This window comes from Variovorax raffinosi (assembly GCF_051216615.1).
In the GTDB taxonomy this organism is placed as follows: domain Bacteria; phylum Pseudomonadota; class Gammaproteobacteria; order Burkholderiales; family Burkholderiaceae_C; genus Variovorax.
Genome location: NZ_JBPJZR010000002.1, coordinates 45,715 through 66,572, shown reverse-complemented (window position 1 = coordinate 66,572; position 20,858 = coordinate 45,715). Strand labels below are relative to the sequence as shown.

The following is a 20,858-nucleotide window of genomic DNA, read 5'->3' as shown; positions in this document are numbered from 1 at the left end:
GAATGACGCCAGGTGCTCCCCGCAGCGAAATAAAGGAGGAGCGAAGCGGGGGACATTCGCGGAGGGGAGTACCTGGTGTCATTCGCACGCGCCCCGAATGCACCCGCTCCGAACAGCAGATCCCAAACAGCACCCATCGCACGCAGCACAGCGCAACAGCGCGCTAAAAAAATATGAGCAGTTCCCCCGACATCACCGCCACTGCACCGGTGATGCTGACCCGCAGCAGCGCCTTCGACCGCGACCGCTGGCTGACCGGCGCCGCCGTGTTGCTGGTCGTGCTGCTGTTGGTAGTGATCGTTGCGCTGCCTGTCGGCGCATTGGTCGGCCAGAGCTTCTTCGATCGCGCCGGCGCTTTCGTCGGCCTTGCGAATTTCTCGCGCTACCTCGACAGCCCCGCCTTGGTCCAGTCGGCCTTCAACAGCCTGGGGCTCGCGGCAATCAGCGCGGTCATCTGCACCGCCATCGCGTATGTGTACGCCTACGGGCTCACGCTCTCGTGCATGCCGGCCAAGGGCCTGCTGCGCGCGGTGGCGCTGGTGCCGCTGCTCGCGCCTTCGCTGCTGCCGGCCATCAGCCTCGTGTACCTCTTCGGCAACCAGGGCCTGTTCAAGGGGCTGCTGGGTGACGTGTCGATCTACGGCCCGCTGGGCATCGTGCTCGGCTCGGTGTTCTGGACACTGCCGCATGCGCTGCTGATCCTCACCACCGCCATGGCCACCTCCGACGGCCGCCTCTACGAAGCCGCGCAGACGCTCGGCGCCTCGCGCTGGCGCATCTTCCGAACCGTCACGCTGCCATCTTCGCGCTACGGCCTCATCGTGGCCGCGATGGTGGTGTTCGTGCTGGTCATCACCGACTTCGGCGTGCCGAAGGTGGTCGGCGGCCAGACCGGCGTGCTCGCGACCGACATCTACAAGCAGGTGGTCGGGCAGCAGAACTTCCAGATGGGCGCGGTGGTCGGCCTCGTGCTGCTCATTCCGGCGGTGCTGTCCTTCCTCATCGAGCGGCGCGTGCGCAACAAGCAGGCAGCGGCGCTGTCGGCGCGCGCCACGCCCTACCAGCCCGAACCGGTGAAGGTGCGCGACCGCGCGCTGCTCGTGTTCTGCGCGCTCACCGCCTGCGCCATCCTCGTGATGATCGGCATGGCCGTGTTCGCATCGCTCGCCACCTACTGGCCCTACCAGCTCGCACCGTCGTTCAAGAACTACGACTTCAGCAACATGGACGGCGGCGGCTGGGGCAGCTACTTCAACTCGCTGCGGCTGGCCGTGTGCGCGGCCGTGGCGGGCGCGCTCATCACCTTCGTCTCGGCTTACCTGGTCGAAAAGCCGCGCCACTTCGGCCTGCTGCGCGAACTGCTCAACCTGCTGGCCAACCTGCCGCTCGCGGTGCCGGGGCTGGTGCTGGGCGTGGGCTACATCTTCTTCTTCATCTCGCCGTCGAACCCGCTGCGCGCCATCTACGGCAGCATGACCATCCTCGTGGTCTGCACGGTCGCGCACTTCTTCTCGGTGGCGCACCTCACGTCGCTCACCGCGCTGCGCCAGCTCGACCGCGAATACGAACTGGTGTCGGAGTCGATGGGCGTGCCCTTCTGGCGCACGCTGTGGCGCGTGCACCTGCCGGTGGCGCTGCCGACCGTGCTCAATGTGGGCGGCTATTTCTTCGTCAACGCGATGACGACCGTGTCGGCCGTCGTGTTCCTTTATTCGCCGCAGACCTCGCTGGCGGCCATCGCCGTGCTCAACATGGACGACGCCGGTGACGTGGCGCCCGCCGCCGCCATGGCCTCGCTGATCATGCTCACCGCCGCCATCGGCCGCGGCCTGTTCGCGCTGGCCGGGCACTGGACGCTCAAGCGCACCCAAGCCTGGAGAAACCGCTGATGCCCGACACCCATCACCAAGACAACTACTTCGACCTGATCGTGGTCGGCGCCGGCATCGTCGGCCTGGCCCATGCCTACACCGCGGCGCAGCGCGGCCTGAAGGTCTGCGTGGTCGAGCGCGATGCGGCCTGCATCGGCGCGTCGATCCGCAACTTCGGCTTCATCACCGTCAGCGGCCAGGCGCCCGGCGACACATGGCGCCGGGCGATGCATTCACGCGAGGTCTGGCAGGCCGTGGCAGCGCAGGCCGGCATCGACATCGTGCATCGCAACCTGTGGCTCGCGGCGTATCGCCCAGAGGCGCATGCGGTGCTCGAAGCCTTCATGCTAACGCCGATGGGCGAGGCCTGCGAGCTGCTCGAAGCCACCGACGCGCAGGCCAAGGCGCCGGCATTGAGCCTGGCCGATGCGCGCTCGGTGCTGTTCAGCCCGCACGAGCTGCGCGTCGAATCGCGCACCGCCATCGGCCTGCTCACCCAGTGGCTGGCCGAGGTGCATGGCGTGGTGTTCCGTTTCGGCGAAACCGTGCACGAGGTGGAAACGCCGCGCGTGCGCACCTCGCGCGGCATTCTTCGCGGCGAGCGCGTGGTGGTCTGCACCAACACCGACCTGCACGGCCTGTTTGCCGACCGCATCGCCGAACACAAGCTCACGCTGTGCCGCCTGCAGATGCTGCGCGTGAAGCCTGAAGCGGGTTTCCATCTGCCGGGCTCGGTGATGACGGACCTGAGCCTCGTGCGCTACGAGGGCTACAGCACGCTGCCCGAAGCCGCCGCGCTGCGCGAACGCCTGCAGCAGGAAGAAGCCGCATCGCTCGCACACGGCATTCACCTGATCGTGGTGCAGAGCGCCGACGGCTCGCTGGTGGTGGGCGATTCGCACCACTACGGTGATGCGCCCGAGCCCTTCGCGATGGAAGAGGTCGACCAGCTCATCCTGCGGCACTTGCGCCGCACGCTCAACCTCGAAACCGCGCAGATCACCGAACGCTGGACCGGCGTCTATCCGTCGTCGAAGACCACGCCTTGCGTGATCGACGCGCCCGACGACGCCACGCGCGTGGTGCTGGTCACCAGCGGCAGCGGCGCGAGCACAGGCTTCGGCATTGCGCACGACGTCTTCAACGCCTGGTGATGCGCGCATCGCGCTTGCCCTTGTCCTCCGACAGATCCCTTTCATCTTTCCAGCCATGAACGCCCACAACCATTCGCAGCTCCAGGCCGTCGTCTTCGACTGGGCCGGCACCATCCTCGACTTCGGTTCCTGCGCACCCATGGGCGCCTTCGTGAAGCTGTTCGAGCAGTTCGGCGTGGACATCACCATCGCCGAGGCACGCGGCCCGATGGGCATGGCCAAGTGGGACCACATCAAGGCGCTCGGCACGCTGCCGCGCATCGCCGCGCAGTGGGAGGCCAAGCACGGCCACGCCTTCAACGACGCCGACGTCGACACGCTCTACGAAGTGTTCACGCCCATGAACGCGGCCAGCGCGCGCGACCACGCCGACTTCATTCCCGGCGCGATCGATGCGGTGAACGCGGCCCGCCAGCGCGGCCTGAAGATCGGCTCGACCACCGGCTACAACCGCCCGATCATGGAAGTGGTCGTGCCCATCGCCGCGGCCGGTGGCTATGCGCCCGACAACCTCGTGTGCGGCGGCGACCTCGCCGAAGGCCGTCCGTCGCCGCTCATGATGTACCGCTGCTTCGCCGACCTCGGCGTGTGGCCGCCCTACACGGTGGTGAAGGTCGACGACACCGGCGTGGGCCTGCAGGAAGGCCTGAACGCCGGCACCTGGGCCGTGGGCCTGTCGGTCAGCGGCAATGCCAACGGCCTCACGCTGGCCGAGTGGCAGGCGCTCGACGCCGACCAGCAGCAGGAGCGCCGTGCGCGTGCCACCGCCGAACTCGAAGCCGCCGGCGCGCACTACGTGATCGACAGCGTGGCCGATCTGCCGCAGGTGCTGGAAGACATCGAGCGTCGGTTGCAGCGCGGCGAGCGGCCTGCCGCCGCCTGACCCGTCACCAGAGAAGCGGCGGCATCCGGCCGGACCGCGGCTACTTACTCCAGCGTCATGTGCGACGCGGTGACGATCTGCGCCATGCGCGTGCGCTCCTCGGCAAGGAATTTCTCGAACGCGGCCCGTCCCAGCAACATCGGCTGCGCGCCGCCGCGCTCGGTCTGCGCGATCAGGTCGGCGTCTTCCCTGAAGGCCTGCAGCGTGACATCGGCGATGCGGTCCAGAACCGCGCCCGGCGTGCCCTTCGGCGCGAAGATGCCGCCCCAGTGCTGCATGAGGATCGTCGGGAAGCCCTGCTCCACCGTGGTCGGCACCTGCTTCATCGGCCCCGTGCGCTCGCGCGCCGCCAGGGCCAGCGCGCGCAGCCGGCCGGATTGCACAAAGGCCGAGACACCGATGGGCGCCTCCGAGGCCAGGTCGACTTCGCCACCGACGATGGCGTTCACCGTCTGCGAGCCGCTCTTGTAGTGCACCAGCGTCACCGGCACACCGAGCGCCGACTCCACCATCTCCGCCACGAAGTGCCCCGTGCTGCCGCTGCCCGCGGTGCCGAAGTTCAGCCGGCCCTTGGCGCGTGCCCAGGCCTGCAACTCTTTCAGGTTCTTCGCCGGCACGCTCGCATTGGTGACCAGCACGGAGGGCGCGGTGCTGGTGCCCACGACCGGCACGAGGTCGGTTTCGGCATAGGGCATCTTCGGGCGCAGCAGCGCGTTGGCAATGGCGCCGTTGCCGGCCGACAGCCACGTGTAGCCATCAGGCGCGCTCTTGGCCACGTACTCGCTGCCGATGATGCCGCCCGCGCCCGGCCGGTTGTCCACGATGATGGTCTGGTTCAACCGCTTGCCCTGCGCCTGCGCCATGGCGCGCACGTTGCTGTCGCCGGGGCCGCCGGCGGAAAACGGCAGCACCAGGCGGATCGGCTTGCCGGCGGGCCACGGGTCTTGCGCATGGGCGGGCAGGGCAGCGGCGCCCGCGAGTGTCAGCAGGCCCAGCGAGAACGCGCGGCGGTCGGGGTGCGCGGGTGTGTGCGTCATGGTGTCTTGTCTCCGTCTTTTCAGTGCATCAGTCGAAGGCGGCAGCCACGGGCGGTGCCAGCAGCGCGAGCAGTTCGCGCACGTCGGGCAGGTCTTCGATGGAACGCACCATGTCTTCGATGGCTTTCTGCCGTGCGCCGTCGATCAGCCCATCGGTCAGCGTGCGGTACTTGGCCGCGACCTCGTCGCTGCTCTGCGGCGACTCGATGGCGCGCGATGAATTGCGCTCGACCTGGATGCGCTGGCCATCGGTGAAAGTCACCACCAGCCGCACACGGCCACGCTTGAGCGGTCCACCCGCGTCGAACTCGGGCTGGTGCCGCACCTCGATGCGCGGAATCAGCGCCCACACATCGTCGGCGTCGATGCGCGCGGGCGCGAACTGCTTCACCATCGCCTCGCCGTCGAGCACCGCCACGGCCAGTGCATAGCCGATGTTCATCTGCGCGCCGATGGGCGTCAGCGGCCGCTCGGGCACCCACCAGCCGTGGTGATAGACCGCATGGCTCACCTCGACCTCGATGCGTGCGATCTCTTGCGGCACCAGCTTGCGCTGCGCACCGGCATCGAAGAGCGCGTCGAGCGGCGAGTGGATGCCGCCCATCGCGGCATACGGCTTGATGACGATGCGCTCCACCTCCCAGCGCTCGCCCAGCGCCTCGGTGATCTTCGATGCGTCAGGGTCGTGGCCTTCGCCGAAGGTCGAGAGAAAGCCGCCGTATTCGCGCTCGAACACGCGCTTGATGCCGGTGTAGCCACCTTCGGCCAGCACCGCCGCATAGAGCCCGTTGCGCGCCGAGAAGCCGTGGTGCATGCGCTTGCACATCGCCTCGTACTGCGCGGCCATGAGGCCGGCCGACTGTGTGCCCGCCAGGCCCAATGCGTCTTCGAAGCGCGCCGGGTCGAGACCCAGCAGCTTGCCGACCGATGCGGCCGCCGCGTGCGTGCCGAACACCGAGCCCGAGTGCCAGCCGCGCGACAGCATCTGCGCGCCGTGCAGGGCCATGCCCACGCGCGGGCCGACTTCATAACCGGCCAGTGCGGCTTCGAGGAACTGCCGGCCGCTCACCTTCGCATCGCCTTCCGACGCGGCCCACAACGCGGGCAGCACGATCGATGCGCTGTGCAGTGGGCCCAGCGGGTGGTAGTCGTCCAGCTCGAAGCCCTGGATGAAGGTGCCGTTGAGCAGCGCCGCGCCCGGCGCGCTGGTGCGCGTGCCCCAGCCGACGATGGTGCGGTCGCCGCGGCCCTCGAACTTCTGCACGATCTGCGCGGCGGTGCGCGACCAGGGCAACTGCGCGCCGACGATGGCGCAGGCAATGCCGTCGAGCGTGAGCGCCTTGGCGCGCTCGCGCGCCGAGGCGGGCGCGTCGTCGAGCCGGAAGCCGGCGAGCCAATGGGCGAGGCGGCCGGTGGGGCCTGCGGGATCGGTGGCGTCGTTCATGGTGTTCATTTCGTTGCTCGTCATCGGGTTCAGGGTTCCAGCCGGATCTGGGCGGACTTGACCAGCGCTTCCCACTTGTCGCGGTCGCTGCGGATCTGCCGGGCCATGCCGCCCGTCTCTTCGGGCGCAACGAGCGATGCGTTGCGCCGCGCCATGAGGTCGCGGAACACCGGGTCGGCCACCGTCTCGCGCAAGGCAGCCGCCAGTGCCTCGACCACCGGGGCGGGCGTTCCCCTGGGGGCGAGCACGCCGCTCCAGCCGACCACGTCGAACCCCTTGAGTTCGGGGATATCCTGCCCCGCCAGCGGCTTGAATTGCGGCGCGATCGCATCCGGCTTCAGCGAACTGATGCCGTAGGCGCGCAGCCGGTTGGCCTTGATCTGCTCGCTGCCGGTGGCCACGGCGTCGAACATCAGGGTCACCTGCCCGGCCATCACGTCGGTCTCGGCCTGGGCCGGTCCTTTGTAGGGCACATGGACCATGTCGAGCTCGGCCATCTGCTTGAACAGCTCCATCGCCATGTGGGAGTAGCTGCCGTTTCCGTTCGAGGCGTAGCTGTACGTGCCGGGGCTCTTGCGGATGAGCGCGATGAGTTCCTTGAGGTTCTTTGCGGGAACCTTCGGGCTCGACACCAGCAGCAGGCCGCCGCTGGAGAGCATCGCAACCGGTATCAGGTCTTTCTCGACGTCGTAGCTCACCGTCCTGTCGATCAGCGGATTGATCACCAGTGGCGACGATGTGGTGAGCAGCAGCGTGTAGCCGTCGGCCGGCGACCGCGCCACGGCCGCTACGCCGATCGTGCCGCCGGCGCCGACGCGGTTGTCGACGATGAAGGGCTGCTTGAAGCGCGCCGTGAGCCGCTCGGTGACGCTGCGGGCCGTGTTGTCCGAACTGCTCGCGGGGCTGAAAGGCACCACGATCTTCACCGGTTTCGTGGGGTAGCTTTGCGCCGCTGCATGGGGGGGTGCGATGCATGTCGCAACGCACAGCAGCAGCGGGTTGAACCAGGGGGTCAGGCGCATGGGGGTTTTTCTCGGGTGTTGAAGAGCCGGCGCTCGGCGTTCAGTCGCCAGCGCGCAGCGCGCGGATCAGCGCGGCGGCCGAAGGCTCGCGGCGCAATGCCAGCAGCCGCGTGGCGAGCGCGTCGGCCTGCGCAGCCCCGTACACCGGCGTGGCCAGGGACAGGTACTTCTGCCGCAAGCGCGGCCGGCCCAGCGGCGTCGACGGCTCGCCCGAGGGCACCTTGATCTCGATGCGCAGGTCGTCCCGGCCCTCGACCTGCAGCCGCGCGCCGGGCCCCTGGAAATCGCTGCCCGCCTGCACCGTCATGCGCCGTGCCAGCGCCTCCACGTCGGGTTGGCCCAGACGTTCATAGCTCTGCCAGTCGAGCTTGCCGTCGAGCCAGGCGCAGGCGACCTGAAAGTAGACGCTGAACTGTCCGTCGACGATGTTGCGCGGCGCGATCTTCGCCGGGAGCGGTTCGCCCACGATGTCGAAGGCCTTGGCCGGAATCTCGATGTGCAGCCGTGCGGCCAGCCGCTCCTCGTGCGTGCAGCGCTCACGCAGCGCCAGCGCGGCATCGACCGCGCCGTGCGTCATGCGGCACGAGGGGTAAGGCTTGATGCCCGTTTGCAGCGCGACCCAGTTGTCGCCCAGGTCCTGGCCGAGTGCCTCGGGGCGCGGTTTCGCGCTGTAGCCGTTGAGCAGGCCGAAGCGGCCCTCGATGGGCTCGCGCGCCGCGAACACGCCGGCCTGCGCGAAGCCCAGCGCCATCAATGCCCCGTGCGCGGCGAAGCCCGGGTGCAGGCGCTTGTTCCAGGCGCCGCTGTCCAGGTACTGCATCGAGCCCGCGGCCAGGCTGCCAGCGATGCCGAATGCGCTCTCGATGGTGGCCGCGTCCAGGCCGCGCAGCCTGCCGGCCGCGGCAATCGCGCCGAAGATGCCGGCCACCGATGTGATGTGAAAGCCCCGGTCGTAGGCGGTCGGGCCCAGCGCGCCGCCGATGCGGCAAGCCACTTCGTAGCCGACGGCGATGGCTTCGAGTAGCGCGCGTCCGCTGGCGGCGCCGGCCTCGGCCGTGGCCAGCGCCGCCGAGATCACTGGCGAGCCGGGATGCAGCACGCCGAAGACATTGGTGTCGTCGAAGTCCATCGTGTGCGAGAACGCACCATTGAGCAGCGCGGCCTGGGGCTGCGAGTAGCTGCCGCGCTCACCGATCACGCTGAAGCCCTGTCCTGCGGGATCGAGCATGCGGGTGCCCTCGCGGAAGGCCGGGCTGCTTTCAGCGAACTGCGCGGAAAAAGCCGTGTGGCCCGCCAGGTCGAGCACGCATTCCTCCATCAGCCCGATCAGCGCATCGGGGAACGCAGTCGACGCGGTGCGGGCTGCGAGCGCAGCCAGCGCGGCGGTGGAAGAGGTGGGGGCGGCCGCTTCGGCCACGGGGGTGTCCAGGGTCATGGTGATGTTCCTCGGGTCAATCGATCTGGACACGGCCGTCGGTCACGGCCTTGCCCCATTTCTTCACTTCGGTCTGCAGGAAGGCCGCGAAGTGCGCGGGCGTGTCGACCTGCACTTCGGAGCCGATGGCGCGCGTGGCTTCCACCAGCTCGGGGCTGGCGGCGGCGCGGTGGATGGCCGCGTTCAGCGCATCGACCGTGGCCTGCGGCGTGCCCGCCGGCGCGAGAAAGCCGACCCACGAATTGACCTCGAAACCCTTGAGGCCCTGCTCATCCACCGTGGCCAGCGAAGGCAACTGCGGGTTGCGCTTGAGCCCCGAGATGGCCAGTGCCTTCAGCTTGCCCGACTTCACGTGCGGCAACGCCGCCGGTACGGCATCGAACATCAGCGACACCTGGCCGCCCATCAGGTCGTTCAGCGCGGCGGGCGAGCCCTTGTAGGGGATGTGGTTGAGCTGAATGCCGGCCTGCGCCTGGAACAGTTCCATCGCCAGGTGCGCGGTGATGCCGTTGCCGCCCGAGCCGAAGTCGATCTTGCCGGGCCGCGTCTTCGCATAGGCGATCAGCTCCTTCACGTTGTTCGGCGGGAACGACGGATTGGCCACCAGCAGCAGCGGGCCCATGCTCACCATCGACACCGGCGCGAAGTCTTTCAGCGTGTCGTAGGGCAGCTTCTTGTAGAGCGTGGGGTTGATGGCCATCTGGCCCAGCGTGCCGAGCAGCAGCGTGCTGCCGTCGGGCGCGCTCTTCTTCACTTCCTGCGCGCCGAGGCTGCCGTTGGCGCCCGCGCGGTTGTCGACGTAGACGGGCTGGCCGAGTTCTTTGGTGAGCGCGGCGGCGTAGTTGCGCGCGATGATGTCCACCGTCTGCCCCGCCGGGTAGCCGACCACGATGCGCAGCGGCTTGGCCGGCAGCGGGCTTTGGGCCAATGCCGCAGTGGTTGCTGCGGCAATGCAGAACGCGCCGAGCGCGCGCCGCGAGAGGGTTGCCTTCTTCATACGTGCTCCTCCACCGGCACATAGACCTCGCCCGCCATCAACCGGCGCGCCGTGCGCGTGAGGCCGAGCGCCGAGAAGCGGATGTCCGCCGGGTCGGCCGCCGCTTCGGCCACCACCTTCACTTCCATCACGCCCAGCGGATGGCCGATGCGCAGCGTGCCGGTGGCCGCGCGTTCCGCACCGACCGCCTGGTGCACCGTCGAGCCCGGCACGCGCGAGGCGGCGGCCGTGCACATCGAGCCGGTGCCGGCCATGCTGTCGTGGCACTTGCCGAGGAACACGAGCCGCGCGCGCAGGTCCATCGATGCGGCCTCCTGCGTGTCGCCGTTCACGTCGGCGTAGTCCGCCGGCGGCGCGACGATCACCGCCAGCGGCAGGCCCGGCAGGTGCACGTCGCGCCAGTCGGCGTAGAGGCCGATGCGCTGGCCCAGCTTCGACTGGATCTCGCCCAGCGTCTCGATGAGCGCGCGGTCGGCGCTGATGGCATCGGGCAGCTCGCTGCCGCTCATGCCGAGGGCTGACGCCGCGATGAACACGCAGGGGTTGGCGGTGTCGCACAGCGACACCTCGATGCGGCGGCCGTCTTCCAGCGTCACCGTGTCCACCGCGTTGCCCGTGGGCAGCAGGCGGCCGGTCTTGGTGCCCACGGTGCCCGCGTAGTCCATGAGGATCTCCGCGCCCGTGCCGGGCACGCCGGGAATGGCGCAGTCGCCGTGCACGCGGGCCTTGCCGTTCTTCACCTGCACCTTCGAGACCAGCAGCTTGTCGGTGTTGGTGTTGTAGATGCGCACGGTGGTCACCGGCTCGACGGCTTCCACCAGCCCTTCGTCGATGGCAAAGGGCGCGACGGCCGAGGAGATGTTGCCGCAGTTGGCGTCGTGGCCGACGATGTCGCGGTCCACGTCGACCTGCGCGAAGGTGTAGTCGACGTCGGCATCGTCCCGCGCGGAGCGCTGGATGATCGCGACCTTCGAGGTCACGAGCCGCGAGCCGCCCATGCCGTCGATCTGCAGCACGTCGGGCGTGCCCATCGCACGCTTGAGCAGGCGGTCGCGCGCGGGGCCCGCGGGTGGCACGTCGTGCTCGTGGAAGAAAAGCGCCTTGCTGGTGCCGCCGCGCATCAGCACGCAGCGCACGGCGACCTGTTCGGTCTCCTGGATGGAAGCCATGGTCTTGCTCCTTGGAAATGGAATGCCGGCGGGCGGGGCCGATGCGCCGCGCCTTGAGGCAGTAAACGTGGGTGGATGAGCTATTCGAGCGGGTAGAGCTTGACGAGCGCGGCCATGCGCTCGCTCTCTTCGCGAACCTGCGCCGCGAAGGCGGAGGGTGTGTTCACCACCGGCTCGGCGCCGGCCGAGGCGATGGTCTTCTGTACGTCGGCGTCTTTCACCGCCTCTTGCAGCGCGGCGACGATGCCTTGCGTCACGGCCGGCGGCGTGCCCATGGGCGCGAACAGGCCGAACCAGGTGACCGACCGGAACTGCGGATAGCCGGCCTCGGCGGTGGTCGGTACCTCGGGCAATGCGGCCGCGCGCTTCGCGCCTTGCGTGGCGAGGATCTTCAGCGTGCCCGACTTGTAGTGCGGCAGCGCAGCCGTGATGCCGGTGAACGCCATGTTCACGTTGTTGGCGATCATGTCGGTCACGATCGCGCCCGTGCCGCGGTAGTTGACGACGATCAGGTTCGGCAGCCCCGCCTCGGCGGCAAGCTGCTTCGCGGAGATGCGCGCCGTCGATTCGCCGGTGCCGAGCGAGCAGGGCTGCGCGGCGGTCTTGCAGTACTGGATGAACTCGCCGAAGGTCTTGACCGGCAGCTTCGCGCTGACGACCACGGCGGCGGGCGACTGCGACACCGCCGTCACCGGCTCCAGCCGCGCGAGCGGGTCGACGCCCTTCAGGCCCGGCGTGTACTTGGTGACCACAATGGATGGCACCTGCAGCAGCAATGTGTAGCCGTCGGGCTTGGCCTCCATCACGCGGCGCGTGCCGATCAGGCCGTCGGCGCCGGGCATGTTCTCGACCACCACGGGCTGTTTCCAGATCACGCCAAGCTGCTTGGAGACGGCACGGGCTGTAGCGTCGGTGCCGCCGCCGGCCGAGTAGGGAACGATGAGCGTCACGGGGCGGTCGGGGTGCCAGCTCGCCTGGGCGAAGGCTGGCGGTGCGAGCGCGAACAACACCGCTGCGGGGAGCAGGGCGAACGCTGGTGGAGGCCTCTTGGGCCTGAAGGGGTTGTCGAACATCTTGTCTCCGTTTTTTTGAATGAATGAATGAGGGGCGGTGCCGTGCCTCAGGGGGGCGAAGGCACGACCGTCCGGCCGCGCCAGTCACGCTGGTAAAGGCCATCCAGGCGCCCACGCGCCAGGGCGTGGGCATGCAGCCAGGGCAGCAGGCCGCCTTCGCGTGAAAGATCAGGCGGCGGCATGGCGTCGAGCGCGTAGAGCTGGAACACGTAGCGGTGCGGGCCGTGGCCGGGCAAGGGTCGCGGGCCGTCGTAGCCCCTGCGCCCGAGGCCGTTCATCGCCAGCGTCACGCCCGCTGGGGCTTGGTCGCTGTTCAGCGCCCCTTGCTGCAGCGCGTTCAATGACGAAGGGCCCCATGCGAGCGCATGCGTGATGGCATGGACCATCGGCACATCGGGGTCTTCGCACAGCAGCAGCCAATGCGTGGCCTGAGGCGGCAGCCCTTGCCACGCCAGCGCGGGCGAGCGGTTGTCTCCGACGCCTTCGCCCGCCTGCCGCTGCGCCATCGCCTTGCCATGCGCGAAGTCCGCGCTTCGCAGTTCGATCGTCGCGGGCAGCCGGGCGAGCACCGCGTCGCTGCAGGCCAGGCTCGCATCGCCGGCATGGCGTCCGCGCGTGAGCAGCCCGGCCCAGCGCAGCACCCAGGGGTGCCGTTGCAGCGAGGTGGTGTTGGTGCTCAAGCCTCGACTCCCGCAGCGACGGGCCATGCCCAGGGCCGACGCACGCGGTCGGCCTGTTGCCATTCGCGGATCAGCGCGTCGTCCTTCAGCGTGAGGCCGATGTCGTCGAGGCCGTGCAGCAGTGCCTCGCGGCGCAGCGGATCGATCTCGAACGGCGACACGCTGCCGTCCGGTGCCGTGACCGTCCGCGCCTGCAGATCAACCGTCACCGCCGCACCGCCCGCGCATTGCGCCGCCAGTGCCTCGACCTGCGCGATGGGCAGGCGCAGCGGCAGCACGCCGTTCTGGAAGCAGTTGTTGAAGAAGATGTCGCCGAAGCTCGGCGCGATCACGCAGCGAACGCCCAGGCCCATCAATGCCCACACCGCGCCTTCGCGCGACGAGCCGCAGCCGAAGTTCTCGGCAGCCAACAGCACGGGTGCCTGGCGGAAGGCGGGCTGGTTCAACACGCAGGCCGGGTCTTCGCTGCCATCGGCGCGCAGGCGCAGCGCCTCGAAGGCGAAGGGGCCGAGCTGGTCGCGCTGGAACGAGGTAAGGCGCTCGATGCGGATGATGACGTCGGTGTCGACGTTGGCGCGCATCAGCGGCACGGCGGGGCCGGTGACGGCGGTGAAGGGGGTCATGGTCATTTCAGCGTCCTCACATCGGTGATGCGGCCGGTCACCGCCGCGGCGGCGGCCATCGCCGGGCTCGCGAGGTGCGTGCGCGCGCCCGGGCCTTGCCGCCCGACGAAGTTGCGGTTGGAAGTCGACACGCAGCGCGCCTTGGGCGGCACCTGCTCGCCATTGGCCGCCACGCACATGCTGCAGCCGGGTTCGCGCCACTGGAAGCCGGCCGCCTCGAACACCTCGCGCAGCCCTTCGGCTTCGGCGGCGCGCTTGACGTTCTCGGAGCCGGGCACCACCCATGCAGTGACGCCTTGCGCCACATGGCGCCCGCGCGCCACTTCGGCGGCGGCGCGCAGGTCGGGCAGGCGCGAGTTGGCGCACGAGCCGATGAAGACCCAGTCGACCGGCGTGCCGGCGATGGCGGTGCGCGGCGCGAGGCCCATGTAGTCGAGCGCGGCTTCGATGGCGCTGCGGCTGGCGGCATCGGCAGCCGCCGATGGATCGGGCACGGTGCCGTCGATGGCGATGGCGTCCTCGGGGCTGGTGCCCCAGGTGATGGTGGGCGCGATGGCGCTGGCGTCGATCACCTCTTCGTGATCGAACGTGGCATGGTCGTCGGAAGCCAGCGAGAGCCAATACAAGGCTGCCGCATCGAAGGCCGCGTCCGTGGGCGCGAAGCTGCGTCCACGCACCCAGTCGATAGTGCGCCGGTCGGGCGCGATCAGGCCGAAGCGCGCGCCCAGCTCCACCGTGAGGTTGCACAGCGTGAGCCGCGCCTCGACATCGAGCGCGCGCACCGCTTCGCCCGCAAACTCGATCGCATAGCCCACGCCGGCCGCCGCGCCGAGCGCGCCGATGATGTGCAGCGCCAAGTCTTTCGCGGTGACGCCCGCGCCGAGCACGCCGTCGCAGCGGATGCGCATGCGCCGTGGCTTCTGCTGGCGCAGCGTTTGCGTGGCCAGGGCGTGCGTGCTTTCCGAAGAGCCCACGCCGAAGGCCAGCGCGCCGAGGCCGCCATTGGTGCAGGTGTGGCTGTCGCCGCAGATCACCGTCAGGCCCGGCAGCACGATGCCCAGTTCGGGCCCCATCACATGCACGATGCCCTGGCCCGGCTGGCCGAGGTCGTAGAAGCGCACGCCCGATTTCGCGCTGAGGTCGCGCAGTGCGCCGTGCAGCCGGCCGCCGAGCGGGAAGGTGCCGGCCGTGCGGCCGGGCTGGCTCGACGCGGCGTGGTCCGGCGTCGCGAAGTCCAGCTCCGGGTTGTGCAGCGGCAGTCCGCGCGCGGCCACCTCGGCCATTGCGGGTGGGCCCGAGAGGTCGTGCAGCAGGTGGCGGTCGATGTGCAGCAGGGCCCAGCCGTCGCCCAGCTCGCGCACGACATGCGCGTCCCAGAGCTTGTCGAACAGGGTGCGGGCCATGTCAGCGGCTTTCCATGGTGGCACCCGCGTTGAAACGCGTGCGCAGGGCATCCCACTCGTCGGCACCGAAGCGGCGGAAGGTCTGCGCCACGCTGGCGTTCACCGCCGGAGCCTTGAAGGTCGCCTTGAGTTCGGCCAGTGCCGCGTCGCCCGCCTCGATGGCGGCCTTGAGCATCAGCCCCGGCAGGATCGCGAGCTTGTAGCCCATGGCTTCGGCCTCGCGCAGGTCGAACACCGGCGTGCGGCCACCGGGCACCACATTGAGCAGGCAAGGGCCGTGCACGCGCTTCGGCACGGCGGCCACTTCCTCGGGCGTCTGCGTGGCTTCGACGAAAGCCATGTCGGCACCGGCCTGCAGCGCGGCATTGGCGCGGTCGATGGCTTCGTCCAGGCCCAGCATGGCGCGCGCGTCGGTGCGGGCGATCACCACGAACTCTTTGCTGCGGCGTGCTTCCACCGCCGCGCGGATCTTCGAGACGAACTGCTCGCGCGACACCACCTCCTTGCCGTCGAGGTGGCCGCAGCGCTTGGGCGAGACCTGATCCTCGATATGGATGGCGGCCACGCCGCGCGCTTCGTATTCGCGCACGGTACGTGTCACGTTCAGCTCGTTGCCGTAGCCGGTGTCGGCATCGGCGATGAGTGGAATGGCGACCGAGCGCGCCATCACGGCGGCGTTGTCGACCATCTCGCTCATCGTGAGCAGGCCGAAGTCGGGAAAGCCGCGCGCGGCCGAGGTGCCGGCGCCCGTCATGTAGGCAGCGGCAAAGCCGGCCTGTTCGATCAGCCGCGCGCCGATGGCGTCGTAGGCGCCGGGGGCGATCACCATGCCGGGCGCGTCGAGCAGTTGGCGAAGCGTGAGGGAAGGGTTCATGGTGGGCCTTGTTCAGCGGTACTTGAGTTTATGTGTTTATATTCTAAGTACAACTGATCGAAATCCGCAAGTCGCCCACGGGACGCGGTTGGGCGTCTTGCTATGCTCGACCTTCGTTTTTCCTTCTTCCATGGCACGTCCTCCCACATCCGCTCCCTCGCTCGAACGCGGTCCCGGCACCTCGCTGCACCGGCAGTTGTTCGTCGTGCTGCGCGACGAAATCACCCGTGGCGTCTATGCCTCCGGCGCGTTGCCGAAGGAAGAAGCGCTGTGCGAGCGCTTCGGCGTGTCGCGCATCACGGTGCGCCGCGCGCTGGCCGACCTGGCCTCGCTCGGCCTCGTGGAGCGCCGGCATGGACTGGGCACCTTCGTGCGCGCCGACCTGCCGCAGGTGCGCGCAAGGCCCAGCCTCGGCCTGATCGACGGGCTGCGCAAGGCGGCGCTCGAAACCGATGTCGAGGTGCTGGAGGTCGCGCATGCCGAGGCGCCGCCCGACGTGGCCGCGCTGCTGCAGCTCGAACCCGGCGAGAAGGCGGTGCATGCGCTGCGCCTGCGCAGCATCGACGGCGTGCCGGTCATGCTCACCGACGCCTGGGTGCCGGCGCTGCTGGGCAAGCGCGTGTCGGCCAGCGCATTGCGCAAGCACGCGCTCTACGAGATCCTGCTGGCGCAGGGCGTGAAGTTCGGCCGGGTGGTGCAGGAGATCACGGCCGAGGTGGCCGATCCGGCGCGCGCGCGGCTGCTGCATGTGGAGACCGGCGCGCCGCTGCTGAAGATGGTGCGGCTGCTGCACGACCTGGACGCACGGCCGGTGCAGCACCTCACCGTGTCGCTGACCGCGGAGCGCAGCCGCATCCTCATGGACATCGCAGGCGAGACGATCAACACGCTCACGGCGGGGCAGGTGGTGCACGACGTGCACCCGCCGTCACCGCCACCCAGGAGGCGCGCCTAGCCTGTTTACCTCGGGTCAGGGAACGAGGTACGCCAGCACCTCGTCACCCGCCGCATCGATCTCGCCCGTGGGCTGCCAGCCCAGGTGCCTGTAGAAGCCATGCGAGCGGACCTTCGGGTCGGACGAGCAGCCGAGAAAGAGCCGCTTGAAGCCCAGCGCCTTGAACTCCTCGACCATCAGGCGCAGCAGTTCCTTGCCGATGCCTTTGCCTTCGCAGGTCGGCAGCAGCGCAAGCACAGCGATCTCGCCAGTCTCACGGTCGCCGAAGCAATAGCCGGCCAGTTCGCCATCGATCAGCGCCACGTAGCCGGGCAGGGAGCCGTCGGCGACGGCGGCCTGCCAGCTCTCCAGCGTGATGCCGATGGCTTCGAGTTCTTCGACCGAGAAGGCGTTCTCTCTGGTCTTGCCACGCAGGTCGATGCACCCAGGCGTGTCTTCGGGGATGGCCTTTCTGTAGACGACGTTCATGCGTTCCGTTCGCTCGCTCACACGCATCAGTCGTTGCTGTGCAGCGTCGTGTTCAACCCGCCCCATCGCTTTGCATCGGTCTCCAGCACCTCGACAGCACCGCTCTGGCTGTTGCGCCGATAGAGAAGACCGGACTTGCCCGACAGCGCCCTGGCAGACACCACGCTGCCATCCGGCAGCTTGACCTTGGTGCCCGCCGTCACGTACAGGCCCGCCTCGACGATGCATTCGTCGCCCAGCGAAATGCCGATGCCCGCATTGGCACCCAGCAGGCTGCGCTCGCCGATGGCGTTCTTCGTCTTGCCGCCGCCGGAGAGCGTGCCCATGATGGACGCGCCCGCGCCGATGTCGGAGTTCTTGCCGACGGTCACGCCCGGTGTGATGCGCCCCTCGACCATCGACTCGCCCAGCGTGCCCGCATTGAAGTTCACGAAGCCCTCGTGCATGACGGTGGTGCCCGGCGAGAGATGCGCGCCCAGCCTCACGCGGTCGGCGTCGGCAATGCGCACGCCGGTCGGCACGACGTAGTCGCTCATGCGTGGGAACTTGTCGATCGACGGCACCGTGAGGTGGTGGTATCCGGGCGCGACCAGGTGCCGCAGTTCATCGACCTTCGACGGCAGCACCGGGCCCGCCGAAGTCCATGCCACGTTCTGCAGCAAACCGAACAAGCCTTCAAGGTTGATCTCGTTCGGCCGCACCGCCAGTTCGGACAAAAGGTGCAGGCGCAGGTAGGCATCCTCGGTCGATGCCGGCGGCGCATCGAGCGATTCGATGCGCACTTCGATCGTGTCGCCCGCGATCAGTCCCACCTTCTCGGCAAGGCAGCGCCGGTGGTTGAAGGTGGCGTGCCTGGGAAACCACACGTCGAGGGTCTTGCCCGTTTCGACGTCGCGGTAGCGATGGCCGGTGCGCTGGATGGTCATGGCGGTTCTTCTTCGGTGATGTGGCGTGCGGGAAGGAAGCAAAGAAGGCCGGCAGCAGGCCGGCGGCGGTCTTCCGCGAGAATGCCACACGACATGCGCCGGCCATTCCAGGCGCGGAGAAAAACAGTGACAACACACGACGAGACAACCGCCCACCAGGCGGATTCGCGCTATGCCATGGTTCGCCTGGCGCTCACGCTGCTGATCATGACGGTCGGCAGCAGCGGCATGTATGTGGTGTCGGTGATGCTGCACCGCGGTGCAGGCCGAGTTCGGCATCGCGCGCGCCGATGCTTCGCTGCCCTACACGCTGCTGATGCTGGGCTTCGGTTTCGGCGGCGTGCTGATGGGCAGGCTGGCCGACCGCGTCGGCGTGATGTGGCCGCTGCTGTTCGGCTCGGTGTTCCTGGGCGCGGGGTACATCGCCACCGGCATGTCGGGCGGCATCGTGTCGTTCACCATCGCGCAGGCGCTGCTGGTCGGGCTGCTCGGCAGTTCGGTGGCCTTCGCGCCGCTGGTGGCCGACACCTCGCTGTGGTTCGTCAAGCGGCGCGGCATCGCGGTGGCGGTGTGCGCGAGCGGCAACTACCTGGCGGGTGCGATATGGCCGCCGATTGCGCAGCACTTCGTCGAAACGGTGGGCTGGCGCCAGACCTACATCGGCATGGGCATCTTCTGCGGCGTCACGATGGCGCTGCTGGCACTTTGCTTCAGGGCGCGGCCGCCGGCACTGGCCCAGGCGCCGGTGAAGGCCAACGCATCGAGCACCGCTTTGCCGCGCGACCTGACGCGCCCCTTCGGCCTGAGCATGGGCACGGCGCAAGGCCTGCTGTGCGTGGCGGGCGTGGCCTGCTGCGTGGCGATGGCGATGCCGCAGGTGCACATCGTGGCCTATTGCGGCGACCTCGGCTACGGGCCGGCGCAGGGCGCGATGATGCTGTCGCTCATGCTGGGCTTCGGCATCGTGAGCCGGCTGGTGTCGGGCGTGATCTGCGACCGCATCGGCGGCCTGCGCACCCTGATGCTGGGCGGCGTGCTGCAGTGCGTGGCGCTGCTGCTGTTCCTGCCCTTCGACGGACTGGTGCCGCTGTATGTGATCTCGGCGCTGTTCGGGCTGTTCCAGGGCGGCATCGTGCCGTCGTACGCGATCATCGTGCGCGAGCATTTCCCGCCGGCGGAAGCGGGCGCGCGCGTGGGCACGGTGTTGATGTTCACGCTGTTCGGCATGGCGCTGGGCGGCTGGATGTCGGGCAAGGTGTTCGACCTGACCGGCAGCTACCACGCGGCCTTTTTGAACGGCATCGGCTGGAACCTGGTGAACGTGAGCATCGCGGCCTTCCTGCTGTTCAGGTTGCGCCGGGGCCGCGCGCTCGCTATGGCCTGAAGAAGAAAAAGCGCACCGGCCTTTTCAGGCGGCTTCCGCAATCAGCCGGCCGAGGGTCTGCATCGCCTGTTCGCTCTGTGTGTCCCATGCGTGGCCGTAGTTCAGCCGCAGGCAGTTGGTGAAGGCGCGCGTGGCCGAGAAGATCGGGCCGGGCGCGACGCTGATGCCCAGCTCCAGCGCCTTGCGGTGAATGTCCAGCGCGTTCACATGCGCTGGAAGCTCTACCCACAGGAAGTACCCGCCCAGCGGCCGTGTCGCGCGCGTGCCCGGCGGAAAGTAATGCCCCACCGCCTGCGCGAAAGTGGCCTGCTGCATCGCCAGGGTCTGGCGCAGCTTGCGCAGGTGCTTGTCGAGCCCGCCCTTTTCCAGATAGCTCGCGAGCGCGAGCTGCGCCGGTGCCGAGGTGCTGAGCGTGGTCGTGAGCTTCTGCCGTGCCACCTTGCGTGCGAAGCGACCGGCCGATGTCCAGCCGATGCGGTAGCCCGGTGCCAGGCATTTCGAGAAAGAGGCGCAATGCAGCACCAGGCCCTGCGTGTCGAAGGCCTTCGCCGGCGGCGGTCGCCGGTCGCCGAAGTAAAGCTCGGCGTACACGTCGTCTTCGATCAGCGGCAGTTCATGCCGCGCCAGCAGTTCGACCAGCGCCTTCTTCTTCGCGTCGGGCATCAGGCTGCCGAGCGGGTTCTGGAAGGTGGTCATGAGCCAGCAGGCGCGCGGCTTGTGGGCTGCGATGGCCAGCTCCAGCGCGGCGAGGTCGATGCCTTCGCCCGGGTGCGTCGGCACCTCGATGGCCTGCAGGCCCATGCGCTCCAGCGCCTGCAACGCGGCATAGAAGGTGGGCGACTCGACGATCACCGCGTCGCCCGGCCGCGTGACCGCCGACAGGCACAGGTTGAGCGCCTCCAGCGCGCCGTTGGTGATGACGATTTCATCGGCCGCCACCGGCATGCCGTCGGCCAGGTAGCGCAGCGCGATCTGGCGCCGCAGCGCCGCGCTGCCGGGCGTGAGGTCGTCCACCGTGCTCCACGGGTCGAGCGACTTGGCGCTGGCGGCCATGAACTGCCCGAGCCGCGCGAGCGGAAACAGCAGCGGGCTCGGAAAGGCCGAGCCGAAGGGCACGACCTTGCGCGACATGCCGGCTTCGAGGATGTCGAACACCTGGTCGCTCACGTCGAGCGACATCGGGCCCTCGGCGGGGCGGGAGGTGAGGGTCGATTCAGGCGGCGCGTCGCGCAGGCCGTCGCCCGCCACGTAGTAGCCCGAGCGGTCGCGTGCGCGCACCAGCCCGCGCGCTTCGAGCAGGTAGTACGCCTGGAACACGGTGGACGCGCTCACGCCACGGCTCTGGCCGGTGTGCCGCACCGAGGGCAGGCGGTCGCCGGTCTTCAGGGTGCCGTTGCGGATCGAGGCCTCGATGTCGGCGGCCAGGGCTTCGTAACGCTTCATCGCAGGGTCGTTGTCAT

At 68.9% G+C, this 20,858-nt stretch carries 18 protein-coding genes and 1 pseudogene; 5 read left to right on the top strand and 14 right to left on the bottom strand.

Annotated features, from left to right (window positions below):
• Window positions 1-173 precede the first annotated feature (173 nt).
• Genes ACSFB7_RS06415 through phnX form a run of 3 tightly spaced genes read left to right on the top strand, consistent with a single transcriptional unit; the run spans window position 174 to window position 3,908 of the window.
• Window positions 174-1,889, top strand: coding sequence for a putative 2-aminoethylphosphonate ABC transporter permease subunit (locus tag ACSFB7_RS06415; protein ID WP_435468212.1), 1,716 nt, complete (start codon window positions 174-176; stop codon window positions 1,887-1,889).
• A complete protein-coding gene (locus ACSFB7_RS06410) occupies window positions 1,889-3,025 on the top strand; it encodes a TIGR03364 family FAD-dependent oxidoreductase (protein WP_435468210.1) in 1,137 nt (378 codons plus the stop codon). The genes ACSFB7_RS06415 and ACSFB7_RS06410 overlap by 1 nt, the downstream gene beginning before the upstream one ends.
• A gap of 55 nt (window positions 3,026-3,080) precedes the next feature.
• Window positions 3,081-3,908 carry a phosphonoacetaldehyde hydrolase gene (phnX, locus tag ACSFB7_RS06405; protein ID WP_435468208.1) on the top strand — a complete coding sequence of 276 codons (828 nt, stop codon included), beginning with the start codon at window positions 3,081-3,083 and terminating at the stop codon, window positions 3,906-3,908.
• 44 nt (window positions 3,909-3,952) lie between these two features.
• On the opposite strand, the gene ACSFB7_RS06400 is transcribed toward phnX, so the two are convergent.
• The 11 genes from ACSFB7_RS06400 to ACSFB7_RS06350 all read right to left on the bottom strand — a co-directional run bounded on the left by ACSFB7_RS06400 (window position 3,953) and on the right by ACSFB7_RS06350 (window position 15,665).
• Window positions 3,953-4,945, bottom strand: coding sequence for a tripartite tricarboxylate transporter substrate binding protein (locus tag ACSFB7_RS06400; RefSeq protein ID WP_435468206.1), 993 nt, complete (start codon window positions 4,943-4,945; stop codon window positions 3,953-3,955).
• 28 nt (window positions 4,946-4,973) lie between these two features.
• Complete coding sequence (locus tag ACSFB7_RS06395) at window positions 4,974-6,413, bottom strand: MmgE/PrpD family protein (protein WP_435468204.1); 1,440 nt, start codon at window positions 6,411-6,413, stop codon at window positions 4,974-4,976.
• 5 nt (window positions 6,414-6,418) lie between these two features.
• Window positions 6,419-7,411, bottom strand: a complete 993-nt coding sequence (locus ACSFB7_RS06390; protein ID WP_435468202.1) for a Bug family tripartite tricarboxylate transporter substrate binding protein — start codon at window positions 7,409-7,411, stop codon at window positions 6,419-6,421.
• Window positions 7,412-7,451: 40 nt separating this feature from the next.
• Window positions 7,452-8,846: an MmgE/PrpD family protein gene (locus tag ACSFB7_RS06385; RefSeq protein WP_435468200.1), complete on the bottom strand. Its 1,395-nt coding sequence runs from the start codon at window positions 8,844-8,846 to the stop codon at window positions 7,452-7,454.
• A 16-nt stretch (window positions 8,847-8,862) separates the two neighbouring features.
• Window positions 8,863-9,843 carry a tripartite tricarboxylate transporter substrate binding protein gene (locus tag ACSFB7_RS06380; protein WP_435468198.1) on the bottom strand — a complete coding sequence of 327 codons (981 nt, stop codon included), beginning with the start codon at window positions 9,841-9,843 and terminating at the stop codon, window positions 8,863-8,865.
• Window positions 9,840-11,012: a 2-methylaconitate cis-trans isomerase PrpF family protein gene (locus tag ACSFB7_RS06375; protein WP_435468196.1), complete on the bottom strand. Its 1,173-nt coding sequence runs from the start codon at window positions 11,010-11,012 to the stop codon at window positions 9,840-9,842. The genes ACSFB7_RS06380 and ACSFB7_RS06375 overlap by 4 nt, the downstream gene beginning before the upstream one ends.
• Window positions 11,013-11,092: 80 nt before the next feature.
• The gene (locus ACSFB7_RS06370; protein ID WP_435468194.1) at window positions 11,093-12,085 is read right to left on the bottom strand and encodes a Bug family tripartite tricarboxylate transporter substrate binding protein; all 993 of its coding nucleotides are present in this window, start codon (window positions 12,083-12,085) and stop codon (window positions 11,093-11,095) included.
• Window positions 12,086-12,132: 47 nt separating this feature from the next.
• On the bottom strand, window positions 12,133-12,765 hold the full coding sequence (locus tag ACSFB7_RS06365; protein WP_435468192.1) for a YbhB/YbcL family Raf kinase inhibitor-like protein: 633 nt from the start codon (window positions 12,763-12,765) through the stop codon (window positions 12,133-12,135).
• Window positions 12,762-13,388, bottom strand: a complete 627-nt coding sequence (gene leuD / locus ACSFB7_RS06360; RefSeq protein WP_435469929.1) for a 3-isopropylmalate dehydratase small subunit — start codon at window positions 13,386-13,388, stop codon at window positions 12,762-12,764. Before leuD ends, ACSFB7_RS06365 begins: the two co-directional genes overlap by 4 nt.
• Window positions 13,389-13,390: 2 nt before the next feature.
• Complete coding sequence (gene leuC, locus ACSFB7_RS06355) at window positions 13,391-14,791, bottom strand: 3-isopropylmalate dehydratase large subunit (protein WP_435468190.1); 1,401 nt, start codon at window positions 14,789-14,791, stop codon at window positions 13,391-13,393.
• Window position 14,792: 1 nt separating this feature from the next.
• The gene (locus tag ACSFB7_RS06350) at window positions 14,793-15,665 is read right to left on the bottom strand and encodes an isocitrate lyase/PEP mutase family protein (protein ID WP_435468188.1); all 873 of its coding nucleotides are present in this window, start codon (window positions 15,663-15,665) and stop codon (window positions 14,793-14,795) included.
• A gap of 130 nt (window positions 15,666-15,795) precedes the next feature.
• Here ACSFB7_RS06350 and ACSFB7_RS06345 point away from each other — a divergent pair, with 130 nt between their 5' ends.
• Window positions 15,796-16,620, top strand: a complete 825-nt coding sequence (locus tag ACSFB7_RS06345; protein WP_435468186.1) for a GntR family transcriptional regulator — start codon at window positions 15,796-15,798, stop codon at window positions 16,618-16,620.
• Window positions 16,621-16,635: 15 nt separating this feature from the next.
• On the opposite strand, the gene ACSFB7_RS06340 is transcribed toward ACSFB7_RS06345, so the two are convergent.
• Window positions 16,636-17,088 carry a GNAT family N-acetyltransferase gene (locus tag ACSFB7_RS06340; protein ID WP_435468184.1) on the bottom strand — a complete coding sequence of 151 codons (453 nt, stop codon included), beginning with the start codon at window positions 17,086-17,088 and terminating at the stop codon, window positions 16,636-16,638.
• 26 nt (window positions 17,089-17,114) lie between these two features.
• Entirely contained in the window at window positions 17,115-18,014 is a 900-nt protein-coding gene (locus ACSFB7_RS06335; RefSeq protein ID WP_435468182.1) for a DapH/DapD/GlmU-related protein, read from the bottom strand.
• 177 nt (window positions 18,015-18,191) lie between these two features.
• On the opposite strand from ACSFB7_RS06335, the pseudogene ACSFB7_RS06330 reads away from it, so the two are divergent.
• Window positions 18,192-19,398, top strand: a pseudogene (locus tag ACSFB7_RS06330) (MFS transporter).
• Window positions 19,399-19,422: 24 nt separating this feature from the next.
• Here ACSFB7_RS06330 and ACSFB7_RS06325 read toward each other — a convergent pair.
• The gene (locus ACSFB7_RS06325) at window positions 19,423-20,841 is read right to left on the bottom strand and encodes an aminotransferase-like domain-containing protein (RefSeq protein ID WP_435468180.1); all 1,419 of its coding nucleotides are present in this window, start codon (window positions 20,839-20,841) and stop codon (window positions 19,423-19,425) included.
• Window positions 20,842-20,858 lie beyond the last annotated feature (17 nt).